Annotated in this window: 18 protein-coding genes; 8 read left to right on the top strand and 10 right to left on the bottom strand. The window is 63.0% G+C overall.

What is annotated here, in order from left to right; all coding sequences use genetic code 11:
* Nucleotides 1–489 precede the first annotated feature (489 nt).
* Complete coding sequence (locus tag KIP88_RS40270) at nt 490–1,143, top strand: outer membrane protein (RefSeq protein WP_214493681.1); 654 nt, start codon at nt 490–492, stop codon at nt 1,141–1,143.
* A 137-nt stretch (nt 1,144–1,280) separates the two neighbouring features.
* Here KIP88_RS40270 and KIP88_RS40265 read toward each other — a convergent pair whose 3' ends face one another.
* The 3 genes from KIP88_RS40265 to KIP88_RS47985 form a co-directional block, all read right to left on the bottom strand.
* On the bottom strand, nt 1,281–2,138 hold the full coding sequence (locus tag KIP88_RS40265) for a PCC domain-containing protein (RefSeq protein WP_214493684.1): 858 nt from the start codon (nt 2,136–2,138) through the stop codon (nt 1,281–1,283).
* Between the two features lie 4 nt (nt 2,139–2,142).
* On the bottom strand, nt 2,143–3,732 hold the full coding sequence (locus KIP88_RS40260; protein ID WP_214493683.1) for an acyl-CoA synthetase: 1,590 nt from the start codon (nt 3,730–3,732) through the stop codon (nt 2,143–2,145).
* Nucleotides 3,733–3,876: 144 nt separating this feature from the next.
* Complete coding sequence (locus tag KIP88_RS47985) at nt 3,877–4,005, bottom strand: hypothetical protein (RefSeq protein ID WP_256467493.1); 129 nt, start codon at nt 4,003–4,005, stop codon at nt 3,877–3,879.
* Nucleotides 4,006–4,094: 89 nt separating this feature from the next.
* Here KIP88_RS47985 and KIP88_RS40255 point away from each other — a divergent pair, with 89 nt between their 5' ends.
* Nucleotides 4,095–4,619 carry a DUF3828 domain-containing protein gene (locus tag KIP88_RS40255; protein WP_214493680.1) on the top strand — a complete coding sequence of 175 codons (525 nt, stop codon included), beginning with the start codon at nt 4,095–4,097 and terminating at the stop codon, nt 4,617–4,619.
* Between the two features lie 54 nt (nt 4,620–4,673).
* Here the strand turns inward: KIP88_RS40255 and KIP88_RS40250 are convergent, their stop codons facing one another.
* On the bottom strand, nt 4,674–5,069 hold the full coding sequence (locus tag KIP88_RS40250; protein ID WP_214493679.1) for an SPW repeat protein: 396 nt from the start codon (nt 5,067–5,069) through the stop codon (nt 4,674–4,676).
* 182 nt (nt 5,070–5,251) lie between these two features.
* Nucleotides 5,252–5,416, bottom strand: coding sequence for a tetratricopeptide repeat protein (locus KIP88_RS40245; protein ID WP_214493678.1), 165 nt, complete (start codon nt 5,414–5,416; stop codon nt 5,252–5,254).
* A gap of 170 nt (nt 5,417–5,586) precedes the next feature.
* Between KIP88_RS40245 and KIP88_RS40240 the strand changes: the two genes are divergently transcribed.
* Nucleotides 5,587–5,859, top strand: coding sequence for a GNAT family N-acetyltransferase (locus tag KIP88_RS40240; RefSeq protein ID WP_214493677.1), 273 nt, complete (start codon nt 5,587–5,589; stop codon nt 5,857–5,859).
* Between the two features lie 143 nt (nt 5,860–6,002).
* Here the strand turns inward: KIP88_RS40240 and KIP88_RS40235 are convergent, their stop codons facing one another.
* Together KIP88_RS40235 and KIP88_RS40230 are read right to left on the bottom strand one after the other, a co-directional pair.
* Nucleotides 6,003–6,794 (bottom strand): fumarylacetoacetate hydrolase family protein, encoded by a 792-nt coding sequence (locus tag KIP88_RS40235; protein ID WP_214493676.1) that lies wholly within the window; start codon nt 6,792–6,794, stop codon nt 6,003–6,005.
* 159 nt (nt 6,795–6,953) lie between these two features.
* A complete protein-coding gene (locus KIP88_RS40230; RefSeq protein ID WP_214493675.1) occupies nt 6,954–7,346 on the bottom strand; it encodes a DUF3597 domain-containing protein in 393 nt (130 codons plus the stop codon).
* Nucleotides 7,347–7,654: 308 nt separating this feature from the next.
* Here KIP88_RS40230 and KIP88_RS40225 point away from each other — a divergent pair, with 308 nt between their 5' ends.
* Together KIP88_RS40225 and KIP88_RS40220 are read left to right on the top strand one after the other, a co-directional pair.
* A complete protein-coding gene (locus tag KIP88_RS40225) occupies nt 7,655–8,566 on the top strand; it encodes a DUF2189 domain-containing protein (protein WP_214493674.1) in 912 nt (303 codons plus the stop codon).
* Between the two features lie 210 nt (nt 8,567–8,776).
* The gene (locus KIP88_RS40220; RefSeq protein ID WP_214493673.1) at nt 8,777–9,592 is read left to right on the top strand and encodes a lytic transglycosylase domain-containing protein; all 816 of its coding nucleotides are present in this window, start codon (nt 8,777–8,779) and stop codon (nt 9,590–9,592) included.
* Between the two features lie 45 nt (nt 9,593–9,637).
* On the opposite strand, the gene KIP88_RS40215 is transcribed toward KIP88_RS40220, so the two are convergent.
* The gene (locus KIP88_RS40215) at nt 9,638–9,901 is read right to left on the bottom strand and encodes a hypothetical protein (RefSeq protein ID WP_214493672.1); all 264 of its coding nucleotides are present in this window, start codon (nt 9,899–9,901) and stop codon (nt 9,638–9,640) included.
* 830 nt (nt 9,902–10,731) lie between these two features.
* Between KIP88_RS40215 and KIP88_RS40210 the strand changes: the two genes are divergently transcribed.
* The 3 genes from KIP88_RS40210 to KIP88_RS40200 all read left to right on the top strand — a co-directional run bounded on the left by KIP88_RS40210 (nt 10,732) and on the right by KIP88_RS40200 (nt 13,527).
* Nucleotides 10,732–10,884, top strand: a complete 153-nt coding sequence (locus KIP88_RS40210) for a DUF1127 domain-containing protein (RefSeq protein WP_214493671.1) — start codon at nt 10,732–10,734, stop codon at nt 10,882–10,884.
* 101 nt (nt 10,885–10,985) lie between these two features.
* Nucleotides 10,986–12,419 (top strand): methylenetetrahydrofolate--tRNA-(uracil(54)-C(5))-methyltransferase (FADH(2)-oxidizing) TrmFO, encoded by a 1,434-nt coding sequence (gene trmFO / locus KIP88_RS40205; RefSeq protein WP_214493670.1) that lies wholly within the window; start codon nt 10,986–10,988, stop codon nt 12,417–12,419.
* A 4-nt stretch (nt 12,420–12,423) separates the two neighbouring features.
* Nucleotides 12,424–13,527 (top strand): serine/threonine protein kinase, encoded by a 1,104-nt coding sequence (locus tag KIP88_RS40200; RefSeq protein ID WP_214493669.1) that lies wholly within the window; start codon nt 12,424–12,426, stop codon nt 13,525–13,527.
* A 147-nt stretch (nt 13,528–13,674) separates the two neighbouring features.
* Here KIP88_RS40200 and KIP88_RS40195 read toward each other — a convergent pair whose 3' ends face one another.
* A complete protein-coding gene (locus KIP88_RS40195) occupies nt 13,675–14,538 on the bottom strand; it encodes a phytoene/squalene synthase family protein (RefSeq protein ID WP_214493668.1) in 864 nt (287 codons plus the stop codon).
* Nucleotides 14,535–14,930, bottom strand: a complete 396-nt coding sequence (locus KIP88_RS40190; RefSeq protein ID WP_214493667.1) for an Mth938-like domain-containing protein — start codon at nt 14,928–14,930, stop codon at nt 14,535–14,537. The genes KIP88_RS40195 and KIP88_RS40190 overlap by 4 nt, the downstream gene beginning before the upstream one ends.
* Nucleotides 14,931–14,986: the final 56 nt, after the last annotated feature.

Here is a 14,986-nt window from a genome sequence, read left to right as displayed (position 1 = left end):
CTGCGTCGCCATTTCCCCGTCATTGCGAGCGCAGCGACTTGTCCGCCGTAGCTTTAGCGAAGGCGGAAGCAATCCACCTCTCCGCTTGCCGCGCTATGGATTGCTTCGCTGCGCTCGCAATAACGTGGATAGGCCGCAGCGCACTTAACACTCGCATGCAGGGACATAACAATCATGATCGAACGAACGCAGCCGCTCTCTCGCACATCGAGAACTCATCTCACACCACACGTCGCCGCACTGCTGTCGAAATAGCAACCTGCCCGCGCCAATGCGCGGTCGCGCTTCGGTCCAATTTTTGCCGGCATACATATCGTATGGTTAACCTGCAGGCGGTCGTTCTCACATCCGCGCAAACGTCGCTTGCAGATGACTCTCGAGGGCGCGTTCGCGTCCGCTTTCAGCACTTTACGTCACCATGCCGGTGAGATCGGCCCCGTTATGGGCCTGCGGGGGATTATGCGAATGTTCAACTACAGGGGACAAAATATGAAACAACTACTTCTAGCTGGTGTGGCCCTCTCGGTCGCGACTGCGGCCTCGGCCGCCGACATGCGGGCGCGGCCTTACACCAAGGCTCCTCCAGCGGTGGTGTCTCCGGCGTATAACTGGTCCGGTTTCTATGTCGGCGCGATGGGCGGCTTTGGCTGGGAGACCGATGCCGGCAGCGGCGGCTTCGGCGGCGGCACCGTCGGCTACAACTGGCAACTTCCGGGCAGCCAGTTCGTCTTCGGTGTCGAAGTCGACGCCGCGGGCGCCGGCATCAAGGACCGCTTCACCGAGGACGCTGGCGGCTTCCTGGTCACGACAGAAAACAAGATCAATGCATTCGGCAGCGTGACCGGCCGCGCCGGCTTCGCCATCGATGCAGCCCTCCTCTACGCCAAGGGTGGTTGGGCGTGGGCCAACGCCAAGACGTCCCTCACGGACGGCATCGACACGCTCGCGGACAGCCAGACTCATACCGGCTACACCATCGGCGGCGGCCTCGAATATTTGTTCACGCCGAATTGGTCGGCCAAGGCCGAATACATGTACACCAGCCTCGGCAGCGAGACCTACAATTTCGGCGGCTTCCCGGCGGACTCCGGCAGCTTCGACTTCCACACCATCAAGGTCGGCGTGAACTATCACTTCCGGTAAGACGTGGATGTAGCTGCGTAGTTGCTGCGTAGGGTGGGCAAAGCGCAAGCGTGCCCACCATTCAGCATGATCCTCTTCGAGAGATGGTGGGCACGGCGCTAACGCGCCTTTGCCCACCCTACGGATTTGCGAAAAACTCAGATCACCTCGAGCACCAGCTCCATCGTCATCAGCACCGGATTGTCGCCGCGCATCAGCCGGCCCTCGGCGATGCCGCCGAGATAATCGACCAGCGCGACATCGAGCTCCGCCTGCAGCGTGCCATCGGCACCCGGTGCAATGCTGCCGGCCTTGATCGCAAGCTCGGTCGCAAACGGCACGACAGTCCGGCCGTCGGTGAAATGCGCACCGATGGTGGAGCCGACGCCGCCGTGCATCCGCGCCCGCAAAATTCCGTGCTGCCGGCAGAAGGTCTCCAGCGCCGCAGCAAAATCCTGATTCGGCCGCAGCCGCAGCGCGAAGGCGCGGCTCTCGGCCTTCACATCCGTGCCGGCGCGCGCCACCGGGCCGAACAATTTGAAATTGGTCTCGGGATCGGGCTCGGCCACAAACATCGCGCCGTCGATGCCGAACGCTTCCACCGCGAATGATTCGGCGACGATGCTCTCCTCGGGAAGGATGTGGCCGCCGTGCAGATGTCCGTCGGTCTCGGTCCACAGCCCGTGGCAATGGAAGAACGGCGCGCCATCACGCTCGCCGAGCGTCATTGCGCCGAGCTTGAGCCGCGTGATGCCGGAGGGCCGAAAGGTGTCGCTGTAGAACGCCGCATTGGCGCCGGTCTTCGACAGCGCCGGCATCACATAGGCAAAGGGCCCGAGCGCCCCTCCCCGCGTGCTCAGCACGCCGCCTGAAAACCCGGCTTCGGCAAAGCCGCGGCGCGCGGCCTCCAGCAGCGGCAGGCCGGCGGCAAGCGTGAATGAAAATGCCCGGCCCCGCGCCTCGACCCATTGGATGCGCTCGGGCACAGGCGGCCCGGGCTGCGCGATGCTGCGCATCGCCTCAGCTACCCGTCTTGGAAATGAGCTCAAGCAACCCTCGCGCCTCAAGTTCATCGCGGACCAGCCGCTTCGGAATCTTGCCGTAGCCGGATTTCGGCAGCGCCTCCCAGAAGAAGAATCGCTTCGGCATCTTGTAGCGCGGCACCTTCGGCGCCAGGAACGCGGCCAGCTCCGCCTCGCTCACGGCGGCAGCGCCCTCGCGCGCAACGCAGACGGCGACACCCACCTCACCCCAGAACGGGTCGGGCACGCCGAGCACGGCGACCTCGCCGATCGCGGGATGGGTCAAAATCTTCTCCTCGACCTCGCGCGGATAGATGTTGGAGCCGCCAGAGATGTACATGTCCGAGGCGCGGCCGGTGATATAGACGAATCCCTCCTCATCCATGTGGCCGAGATCGCCGGTGCGAAACCAGCCGTCGCGGAACGCCTTCGCGTTGGCCTCGGGGTTGTCGTAATAGCCGGCGAACACGGCAGGACCGATCACGCAGATCTCGCCGGTCTCGAACGGCTTGAGCTCACGCCCGTCGTCACCCTGGATCGAGACCTGCATGCCCGTGCGCTCGAACCCGCAGGTGCCGATGCGGGCCTGCGGGCCGTCCTCAGGATCGTGCAGATTGGCTGGCATGACAGTGATGTTGCCGGTGACCTCGCCGAGGCCGAAATACTGCACCAGCACCGGCCCGAGCTTGTTCAGCGCCGCCTTCTGGTCCTCGCGGTACATCGGCGCGCCGGCATAGATCACGAAACGCAGCGAGGAGTGATCGTATTTGTCTACGGAAGGATGCTCGACCATCATCTTCAGAATGGTCGGCACGGTGAAGATGTTGCTGACGCGATGCGCCTCGATCAGCCGGAACGCTTCCGCAATGTCGAATTTTTCCGAAGGCAGCAGGATGGTCGGCACGCCGCGCGCGGCCTGCACCAGCTGGTGCACGCCGGCACCATGCGACAGCGGCGCGACCACCAGCGAGGCGTCCGTCTCCGTCGTGCCCGGCATCAGGTCGGCGAGATGATTTGTCACCACAAAGGCCATCTGGCCGTGGGTGAGCACCGCCGCCTTGGAGCGGCCGGTGGTGCCGGAGGTGAAGAAGAACCAGCAGGGGTCGTCGTAGTCGACTGCTGCGTTATCGACCTTGGCGCCCGCATGATCGACGATCACGCCGCCCACGGATTTTTCGCCAAACGGCCCCTCGCCGATCCGCCAGATGAATTCGAGCGCGGGATTGGCGGCCGCCGTGGCGTGGTCGGGGAAATCGCCGTGGCACAGAAACGCCTTCGCGCCGGAGGCGGTGGCGAGATAGGCGACCTCGTCCGGCATCAGGCGGAAATTGGTCGGCACCCAGACCGCGCCGAGGCGAAAGGCCGCGAACATCGACCAGAACATCTCGTCGCAATTCTTGGAATGGACCAGGATGCGGTCGCCCTTGACGACCCCCCGCGCGGCAAGGCCCGCGGCCAGCGCGGAGACGTGGCCGTCGATCTCGCGCCAGCTCCAGGATTTGTCGCCCCAGATGAAGCCCGTACGGTCGCCATGGCGGCGGGCATTCTGGGTCGGGATATGCGCCAGGTTCATCACCCGGCGCGACATCCGCGCCAGGCCACCGCGCGGGGTGGGAATAGTCACGGTTTCAGTCACAGGGAAGCAACCATCACGCTTCGAAAAACAGACATAGAACACCTCATCGCAATGATAGCAGAAAGCCCGGCGCCTGCTCAAATCCGCGGGCCCGCGTCACCGTACGCCCGTCCCCTTGCAACGCTGGCACTTGACGACCCTGTCGCCCTTCTTCAGCAGGCCCTTGCCCTCGCAATTCTTGCATTTCTGCTTCTTCTTGATGTTGGGGCCTTTTTCATTGGCCATGATAATCTCCCGGCAAGCGTTGCACGCATCACCATAGCCAGCCCCGCACTCCCGTCCATAAGCCCGCACAAACGATTTAAGGGATCACCATGATTACCCGTCGAAAGCTGATATGGTCTGGCGCAACTGGCCTGCTCGCCGCCACCCTGCCGCGCGCAGCGTTGGCGGCCCCGGACGATCCCGTGGGCATCGCGACCGCCATTTACACCCGTGCCGCCAAGGGCAAGGGCGATGGTGGCGGCGGGTTTGTGTTCGAGAACAAGGCGGCGAAGGCAAAATATCTGTCGAAATCGCTGATTGCGCTCTGGGCCAAGGCGGATGCCCGCACGCGAAAGGGCGATGGCGGGCCGGTCGGTTTCGATCCCGTCACCAACTCGCAGGACCCGGACGTGAAATCATTCAAGGTGGTCGCAGAGAAGCAGGAGGCCGACAAGGCTGTCATCGCCGTCACGATCGACAGCCACCAGGGACCGCCGTCGAAACCGGCCGACCGGATCATTCGCTATGAATTCGTCCGCGAGGCGGGCGGATGGAAGATCGACGAGATCAAAGGTGCCGTCGACGGCGAGGCGTGGTCGCTCCGCGCCATCATCACCGACTTCCTCAAATATTAGAGCCTTGAGCGGTGGCCTGGCGATCCCTGAAGACCGGCAGGCCGTCATCGTAAATTACTGGTTGGCCAGTTCCTGGTCGCTCAAACGCCAGTCCTGCCAGAGCTGAAGCGCACCCAGCAGAACGACGATTGCGCCGAGGGCGATGTGCCAGGCGCGAAGCATGTCGTCGCCGGAGTAGCCAAGGATGAACGGTGAAGCGATCAGCCAGAGGCCGAGCGCGATCTCGCCCACCTCCTCCCAGCGCTGCAGTGCGACATATTCGAGCTGGGCTAATCCGAAGACCAGCATGCCGACCACGAACGTATTGAGGATCATGGTGCTGCGTTCGGAGTCCATGACGTCGTGGCTGGAGAAAGGAAACCACGGCGATACCACGATCAGCACGCCAAGCAGCATGCCGAACCAGTCTTCCCACGTACGATGCTTGTTGAAGAAACCAAAGCCCGACATTGTAGACCTCCCCTTGAAAAGAGGCATACGTCGGCGGCCGCGATCACAGCATTGTCGGTATCGAACCCAGACCCGGCCGCCTCGGCGGCGTATGTCATCCAAAAGACGTAGGAACCTCGCATCCCGTTGCAAGGCCCGTCTACGGAAATCACCGGCGGCCTATTGCGCCGCACCAAGCCGCTTCAGGCTATCGCGCGCGGTACCGAGGCCAGGATTGATCTCCAGCGCCTTGCGGAAATCGGCAATCGCGCGATCGAGTCACCTTTGTTGAACCAGGCGTCGCCACGGTTGTTGTAGGCCAGCGCGAAGCCCGGATCGATGCGGATGGCTTCGTCGTAATCGACCATCGCGCGATCGAGATCGCGCTTGAAGGCGTAGACGCGGCCGTGTTTGGTGAGTGCGCAGGCCGAGGTCGGATCGAGCCGGATCGACTCATTCCAGTTCCCCCTTCGTCGCCGGTTTGCATCGGCGAGTTCATGTCCCTAAATGAAAGGGCAAATCATCCGGGAATCGCCGCATGGCCGCCGTCCGCGACAACAAGGCTCAAAACCGCTTCGAACTCGACGTCGACGGCGCCGTGGCGTTTGCGAATTATCGCGTCACGCCCTCGGCGGTCATCATCACCCATACCGAAACGCCCCGCGCGCTGCGTGGCCGTGGCATCGCTTCCGAACTTGTCAGGGGCGCGCTGGAGCTGATCCGCGCCGACGGCCGCAAGGTCATCGCCGGCTGCGGCTTTGTGGTGGATTATCTGCGGAAGAATCCGGAATTTGCCGATCTGGCGGGGTGAACCAGCGCCGTAGCCCGGATGGAGCGCAGCGCAATCCGGGATAGGTTTCGCCGCCGCGAGAGGCCCCGGATTTCGCGGAGCCTGTCATCGGGCGCGCATTCGCGCGACCCGTTGGCTCCATCCGGGCTACGCCTCAGTGCGCCTCACGTAATCCGGATCGACATATCCGGCAGGCCTTCGAGCTTGCACAAGAGCACGTCGCCCTTCACGACCGGGCCGACATTTTCCGGCGTGCCCGAATAGATGATGTCGCCCGCCTTGAGTTCGAAGGCTTCCGAAAGCTTGGCGATCTGCTCCGCCACGTTCCAGATCATGTTGCGCAGATCGGAGTTCTGCTTCACCGTGCCGTTCACTGCCAGCGAAATCGCGCCCTTGGTGAAGTGTCCGGTCTTGGCTGCGGGGTGAATCGGCCCCAGCACGGCGGAGCGATCAAAGCTCTTGCCGATTTCCCATGGCTTCTTCTCGTCACCCATCGCACGCTGCAGATCGCGTCGCGTCATGTCGAGCCCGAGCGCATAGCCGTAGACGTGGTCGAGCGCCTTGTCCGCCGGAATATTGGTGCCGCCCGATTTCAGCGCCGCCACCAGTTCGACCTCGTAATGATAGTTCTTGGTGAGCGAGGGATACGGATGATCGCCGACCGCGCCGATGGCGACGTTCTGGATCGCGTCGGTCGGTTTCTGAAAGAAGAACGGCGGCTCGCGATTGGGGTCCGAACCCATTTCGCGCGCATGCGCGGCATAGTTCCGTCCGATGCAATAGATCCGCCGCACCGGAAACACATCGGTCTCACCCACGATCGGGATGGTCGTCGTGCCAACCGGAAAAATCGATTTCGGGCCGGCCTGCGCTACCGCCGTGCCGCCTTGTGCGGCCGTACCGGCCAGCGCCAGCGCGCCGGTTGCCAGGATGGTCCTGCGATCGACATTGCTCATTGGCGTCCTCCTTGTTCTGCGAGTCTTCTTGTCCGCCCGTATCTAGAACGTTTTCGCCGCGAAGTGGATACCGTTTGCGCGTTGTTGCATTGCAATCGCACTAAAAAGAAAAAGGCCCGCGTCGCCGCGGGCCTTCGCATGTGTAAACCAAGCGAAGCGTCAGTGCTTGATATCGGGCGGCAGCTTGCCGCCATTGGCGGCCAGCTTGGCCATGACCTGCTTGTGCAGCCAGATGTTCATGCTGGCGGAATCGTTGCTGTCACCGGTATAGCCGAGCTCCTTCGCAAGCTCCTTGCGCGCGGAGAAGCTGGAATCGATGTCGAGCGCCTTCATCAGATCGACGATCGAGGTGCGCCAGGCCAGCTTCTCGCCCTTGGCGGCGACTGCTTTGTCCAGGATCGGCGCGACGTCCACAGTCGCGGCCGCCGGTGCTGCCGATCCGCCGGACGTCCCTGCGGCCGCTCCACCACCCGCAGCCGCTCCGCCGCCGGCCGGTGCGGCGTCCGCCTTGGTGCCGAAGATTGCGCCCATAATTTTTCCGAAAATGCTCATCGTTCGCTCCCAATGACTTGTAGCTGGGTGACTTGAAGATGGTGAGTCTCTAGCGGCACTGTTTGACCGGCAGCGCCACGCCGGGATCATTCACGAGTTTAACCACCCCGACGTGACTTGCCAATGTAACATTCACCTAAGCGTGAGTGCGTTTGTTCCTGTTTGAGAGTACGCTGCTGGCTCAGTTCGCGACATGGCCAGTTCCACCCTCCTGTCTTCGCGTCTAGCCTGATCGTGATCGTTTTATGAAACGGCGCATCTGCGTCTTTCGGTTGGCGCACGATGCGACCGCGAGGGAGACAGCGACCATGGCGACATCTCACGGCAATGTCACATCGATGGCGCGGAGCGGACCAGACACCGCCGCCGCGCCCGTTATCCGAACCATCGGCCTATCGGAACTCCATCGGGCCCTGCAGCGTGGCTGGGAAGACTTCAAAGCCGTGCCAAGCCACGCCATCATCCTGTGCATCATCTACCCCGTGCTCGGATTGATGCTGGCACGTGCCGTGCTCGGTTATTCGGTGCTGCCGCTGTTGTTTCCGCTCGCCGCCGGCTTTGCCCTGCTCGGCCCGTTTGCTGCGCTCGGCCTCTACGAAATGAGCCGCGGTCGCGAACGCGGCGAACAGGCAACCGCCTGGGACGCGCTCGAGGTAGTACGCTCGCCGTCGTTCGGCGCGATGCTCGGGCTCGGCGTGCTGTTGCTCGCGCTGTTCGTGACATGGGTGGCTACCGCGCAGGCGATCTACATCGCCGCGTTCGGCTATGCAGGTGTGACCGGCGTTTCCGATTTCGCCGAACGCGTGCTGACGACGCCGCAAGGTTGGTGGCTGATCGTGGTTGGCTGCGGCGTCGGCTTCCTGTTCGCCCTCGTCGCGCTGTGCATCAGTGTGGTCTCCTTCCCGTTGATGCTCGACCGTCATGCCGGCGCCGGCGATGCGATGGTGACCTCGCTGCGCGCGGTCGCACGCAATCCCGTGCCGATGGCGGTCTGGGGATTGATCGTCGCGATGCTCCTGGTGGCGGGATCGTTGCCGGCCTTCCTCGGCCTCGCCGTCGTCATTCCCCTGCTCGGGCACGCCACGTGGCATCTCTATCGGGAGACGATCGAGCCGGAACTCAATCCGCAGCCGCTTCCGCCCCGCGCGCACCGCGAACGCAAGCCTGCTGCCGATTTCCCGGCCAATCTGTTCCCCTGGCGGCGCAAGGACAACGCATAGGCTGGCACGGAACCCGATCGATCACGCCGCCGGTCGAACCGACCGGCGGTGTCGTCGTTCACTACTCACTAACGATGAATTGAGCATCTTCAACGGAAAGGCATTGAAGGCAACAGCATCAGCCTTGTTTTGGCCGATCTTGCTTCGAACATTCGACGTGACGTGGACACTAACCATCGATGACGCATCGATCGTGGAGCGAACGGCACGATGATCTCTCGCTTATCTCTGCGCGCGCTCACCCTGGGCGCCCTGTTGCTGACTTCCGCGGCGCCGGTGTTCGCGGCGCCCTGCGGCACGGGCTCGTTCGAAACGTGGCTGGAGGATTTCAAGAAGGAAGCTGCCGCCAAAGGGATCTCGGCGACCGCCATACAGGCAGGCCTGACCGGCATCACGCCCGACAAGAGCGTGCTGGCGCGGGACCAATCTCAGAAGGTCTTCAGCCAGACGTTTGAGGAATTCTCCGGCCGCATGGTTCCGCCCCGGCTGACGCGTGGCTCCAATATGCTCAAACAATACGGCTCTGTGCTCGGGCGCATCGAACAGGCTTATGGCGTGCCCGGCGAAGTGCTGGTGGCGATCTGGGGCCTGGAAACCGATTTCGGCGTCAACATCGGAAAATTCTCGACTCTGCGCGCGCTGGCGACGCTGGCCTATGATTGCCGCCGCACCGACCTGTTCAAGGCCGAGTTGATGGACGCGTTGCGCATCGTCGAGCGCGGCGATATCGCGCCACAGGATTTGCGCGGCGCATGGGCGGGCGAAATCGGCCAGACCCAGTTCATGCCGTCATCCTACATCAAGTTCGCGGTCGATTTCGACGGCAACGGCCGCCGCGATCTCCTGCGCAGCCCCCCGGACGTGCTGGCTTCGACCGCCAACTTCCTGGCCGGCCACGGCTGGCAGCGCGGCAAGGACTGGGAGCCTGGCGGCGCCAATTTTGCGGCGATCAAGGAGTGGAACAAGAGCGAGGTCTACGCCAAAACCATCGCCAATTTCGCGACGCAGCTTTCGCGGGCGCCTTAGAAGAACTCAAAGGGCCGGCCGTGGCGACCGGCCCTTTCAGCCGACTTATTTAGCCGAAGCTGCTTGCATCGCTTTGCTTAGGTGCGCCGCGCAGGCACCCGCCTTGCCGCCCAGCATCGCATCCTGAGCTGCCGCGATTTCCTTCTGGGCAGCGATCTTCCCCTCACCATCAGCCATGTTCTCGATCATCGTTTCAGTCTTGCTCAGATTGTCGCCGCTGCAGGCCGCTTTGACTCGCGCGGCGTCGGCGGGAGAGACGGCATATGCCAGGGCCGCTATCGCAGTGGCTGCGAGTATTTTGTTGAGCATGGTAACTGCCTTTTGTTTTGGACAGACGACGACATTGCCGCCTGCAAAAGCAATTGTTCGCCGAAGCGGGAGAGCTTCAGAATGAACTTCGCGCGAGGTTGTGAGCGCAGCGCGCAGAGGCCTTATGCGGAATCGTGCTTTTTCATTACGGGGCTGTAACGAAGGGAGCGCGGCTTGCGACGATCATCTCTGGTCGTGCTGCGAATCATTCCAAGGCAACGATGATGGCCGCCACCTCATGCGCGCTTCCGTTTCAACACAGACGACAAAAGGGCGAGCGATCGAGCCGGGCCTTGCCCGGCCGATAGGCCAGAACTGCGGGGATGATCAACCACGCGGGTGCGGCGCCGTACTGACGCATAGGCCCGTCACGTAGGTTGGCCGCCCAGTCCCAGGCCGCATAGGCAGCCGCAGTTCGCCATCTGTAATAATGAATATATATTCAGTTAATGTTGGCGAGCGCATGCGTCTCACGCATAAGAAAACTCCAAAAACCCTAGGTTTTTCGTACGTTTTGTCTGCCATGCCCGGCCGTGAGCTTGTGTTTGGCCTTTCTGATCGTCACTTGGCAACCGCCAGAGTTAATCCGGAAATTACAAAAACCCGCAAATTTACGGCGTTACTTGCATGAATGGAGCACGCTGGCGGGCGTGCGTGCCGGCTGATCCGGCAGCCATGCGCAAAGGTTAAGCGGGCCTTATCGTAGTCATGCGTTCTAGGATTAGCTGCATCGCAACATCGGAACTTCTGCACTGCGGAATCTAAGCTATATTCATTTCAACGATGAGGCTTTCCTCCAAGGGCTGAATCGTAATTGCAAGGAGACTACAATGTTACTCTCGCTCATCCGCATGATCCAGGCGTTCCGGGATTATCAGCGCAATGTCAGCGAACTGTCCCAGCTCAGCGATCGCGAACTGGCCGATATCGGCCTCGATCGTGCGGACATTCCGCGCGTTGCAGCCGGAACCTACACGAGCTGATCTCGTTTCAGCCGCCTGATGAACGGATAACGCCCGCCTAGCTGCGGGCGTTGTCGTTTCTGGTGCTGCGCTCGGCACGAAAACACGCTAACGCTGCGCGCATGATTTCCTCACCTCCCCAAACTGACACCGTCCATGTGATTGGCGGCGGCCTTGCCGGTTCGGAAGCCGCCTGGCAGCTCGCCAATGCGGGCGTTCGCGTTGTCCTGCACGAGATGCGCCCGTTGCGGATGACCGAGGCACACCGCACCGAGGGCCTCGCCGAGCTCGTCTGCTCCAACTCGTTCCGCTCGGACGACGCCGCCAACAACGCCGTCGGCCTCCTGCATGCCGAAATGCGCCGGCTGGGCTCGCTGATCATGCGCTGCGCCGACGTCAATCAGGTGCCTGCCGGCGGAGCGCTGGCGGTCGACCGCGACGGATTTTCCGCAGCCGTCACCAAGGCGCTGCACGACCATCCCCTGATCGAGATCGACCGCTCCGAGATCGCCGGACTACCGCCGGCGCAATGGGGCAACGTGATTGTCGCGACCGGTCCCCTCACCTCAGCGCCGTTGGCGAACGCCATTCGCGAGCTTACGGACGAAAACGCGCTGGCGTTCTTCGATGCGATCGCGCCGATCGTGCATAAGGACTCCATCAACATGTCGGTGGCGTGGTTTCAGTCGCGCTACGACAAGGTCGGGCCCGGCGGCACCGGCGCCGACTACATCAATTGCCCGATGACCAAGGAGCAGTACGACGCCTTCGTCGCTGCGCTATTGGCCGGCGAGAAGGTGGATTTCAAGGACTGGGAGACCAACACGCCCTATTTTGACGGCTGCCTGCCGGTCGAAGTGATGGCCGAACGCGGCCCTGAAACCCTCCGGCACGGCCCGATGAAGCCGGTAGGGCTGACCAATCCGCACAACCCGACCGTCAAGGCCTACGCGATCGTGCAACTGCGCCAGGACAACAAGCTCGGCACGCTCTACAACATCGTCGGCTTCCAGACCAAACTGAACTACGGCGCGCAGCAGCGCGTGTTCCGAACCATTCCGGGCCTCGAGAACGCCGAATTCGCCCGGCTCGGCGGCCTGCACCGCAACACCTTCCTGAACTCGCCAAAGCTGCTGGACGGGCAGTTGCGGCTGCGCGCACAACCACGGCTGCGCTTTGCCGGCCAGATGACCGGCTGCGAGGGTTACGTGGAATCCGCCAGCATCGGCTTGATCGCCGGCCTCTACGCCGCGGCAAATGCGCGGGGACAGTCGCTCGAACCGCCGCCAGTGACCACGGCGCTGGGGTCACTGCTCGGCCATATCACCGGCGGCCATATCGAGACCATCGAGGCCGGAACGCGCTCGTTCCAGCCGATGAACATCAATTTCGGCTTGTTCCCGCCGCTTGCCAGCCCGCCGACCAAGAAGCCCGATGGCACGCGGCTGCGCGGCAACGAGAAGACGGTCGCCAAGAAGCAGGCACTCAGCGCCCGCGCCCTTGCCGATCTCGATCACTGGATAACAGATCATCTTCGCGTAGCGGCGGCGGCGTAACACCATGAGCTTGCCCAAAGACGACGCCGCCATTCTGTCGGCGCGCTGGACCGAAGGCGTGCTGCTGAAGCGCGACGTGTTCTCGACCGTCGAGCGCGGCCGCTTTCGCGATGATGCCGGCGAGGTCGACGCGGTGCTGCGCAGGCTCGACCAGGTGCCGCTTTGGTCCTATCCACTCGCCCGTCATCTATTCGCCCGCGAGCGCCGCGCGCTGGCGCTGGCGCGCGATCTCGACGTCGGCCCGAAGCTGCTTTGGGCCGGACGGCAGGCGCTGGTGCGCGGCTTCATCGACGGCGTCGCGCTGCATCTGGCAAAACCCCATGGCGACCTCGCCTATTTCCGATCCGCCAAACTGGCGCTGCGCAAGCTGCACCGCGCCGGCATCTGCCATAATGATCTCGCCAAGGAGCAGAACTGGCTGCGCGGAAGCGACGGCCGCGCCTATGTGACCGATTTTCAACTGGCCGCCTGCTTCAAGACAAGAAGCCGCCTGTTCCGGATCGCGGCCTATGAGGACCTGCGGCACCTCTTGAAGCACAAGCGCAGCTATGCGCCGCAGGCGCTGACGCCGATGGAGCGCAAGATTCTCGCGCGCAAATCCCTTGTCGCCAGCATCTGGCTCATGACCGGCAAGAAGGTCTACCAGGCGATCACGCGCGGGCTGTTCAATTTCACCGATCGCGAAGGCGGCGGCCGCCGGCTGGTCAACGACGCGCCTATCCTGGTCGACTTGATCAGGAAGAACCCCGACGTCCGCGACATCGCGATCGTTGCCTTTGCCGACCGGCGCACCGGCGTCGGGCTGTACGCCTTTGTCGAGGCCGACAAGGTCGCGCTGGAGAAGCAGTTACGCAGCGAACTGTCCGCCGCCAAGGGCGTCAAGCCGCCGGAGCATATCCAGGTGGTGCATGCCCTGCCGCGCGACGCCGCCGGCAAGCCGCGCACCGAGATCCTGCAACTCGTCGCGATGAACCAGCTCGACCTGATCGAGCCGCTGATCACGAGCGAGGTCGACCGCGCGTTCATGAAGGACATTCTGGAGAGCCGGAAGAATTTGCGGGACCGGTTCAATTTCGAGTCGGCTGATATGGATCGTCCATCGAATTGATTCCGATTGTCGTCACCCGCCTTGTGCGCAATTGCGCACTGGGGCGGGTGACCCAGTATTCCAGAGGCTTTAGAGATTAATCGAGAAGCCTCGGCGTACTGGATACCCCGCCTTCGCGGGGTATGACGGCTTAATTTGCGGCGAGCCCTACCCGCCAAACTCACGCGAACGCGACGCGCGCCACAACGTCCACAAGGTCCGCAAGCGCGACGTCGCGTACGGCGTGAAGGGATCGGCGTCAGCACGTGACATACGCTTCAGATCGTGGCGGACCAGCGCCAGCGGCAGGAATACCGGTCGTACCTGCGGCGGCACATGTGCGAGCAGTTCGAAGGCCGTGTCGAGATGCTTTCGGGCGTCCCCGACCAGCTGATCAATCGCGGCACGTGCCTGCAACGTCTGCTTGCCCGCAAACACTTCTTCGATCCCGCTGCCGTGTTTCTGCAGCAGCTCCAGCGGCACGAATAGCTGACGCCGGGCGGCATCGAGCGGCAGTGCCGCAATCACCTGCGCCATGCCCTGCGCGAGCCCGGCATGGCGCGCGAGATGATCGACCACGGCCGACGGCTGTGCCGCGATCCGCGCGCCGAGCGAGAACAGCGCCGAGGAAGTGTCGGTGACATAGCCTTCCAGCGCCGCCATCGACGGCATCGGATCGTTGTAGAGGTCGAACTGGTGCTCCTCGATCAGCCGCGACAGCGGCTCGACCGGCAGGCGGAATTCGCCGATCGTCTGCAACAATTCGGCTGCGACCGGATTGCCCTCGACGCCGCCATGGCCGGCCCCTTCCAGCATGTCGGTCCACCATTGCAGCCGCATTTCGCCCGGCAACGGCTGGCTGACCTGTTCGCGCACGCGCGATATCTCGACATTGAAGGCGTAGACCGACAGCAGCGCGCGCCGCTGGACCTGTGGCAGGAACAGCGTCGACGCATAGCGGGCAAAGTCGTGCGTGCGCACCAGATCGGCGCAGAACGCAGCGGATTCTTTCGACGTCCCCGCCCCGCTCATGGCACCGCGATCAACGCCGCCGCGACCCGCCGGCGCTCGCCCAGCATGATGTTGTAGGTCCGGATCGCAGGTCCCGTCTGCATCGCATCAAGCACCACGCGCACGGCACGCAGCGCCTCACGAAGGCCCCGCGGCGGCACCCAGACTTCCGTGCCGGTGCCGACAATCAGCGTATCGATGGAATTGGCGGCCTTGAATACCCGCGTCAGCGAATATTCGTCGATGTCGGCAGGCTTCGTCACCGGCCAGGCCCAGATCGCGTCCGGCAGGCACAACAGCGAGCCGCGATGCGACATGTCGGCGAAGGCGAAGCCGCCCTTGCCGTAGGCTTCGATCGGCGCCGACCTCGGAAGATGCAGGGCGTCCGAGGAACCGGGTGTTTGACTGGACATGATGCTTTCCGAAAACCAGTTTCCACCCTCGGGTCGAACCCGAGGGCATGCCTTTC

Origin of the sequence: Bradyrhizobium sp. SRL28, from assembly GCF_018596315.1 — a bacterium.
Classification (GTDB): domain Bacteria; phylum Pseudomonadota; class Alphaproteobacteria; order Rhizobiales; family Xanthobacteraceae; genus Bradyrhizobium.
The sequence above is the reverse complement of the archived record's forward strand: the minus strand, read 5'-3'. Positions and strand labels throughout refer to the sequence as shown.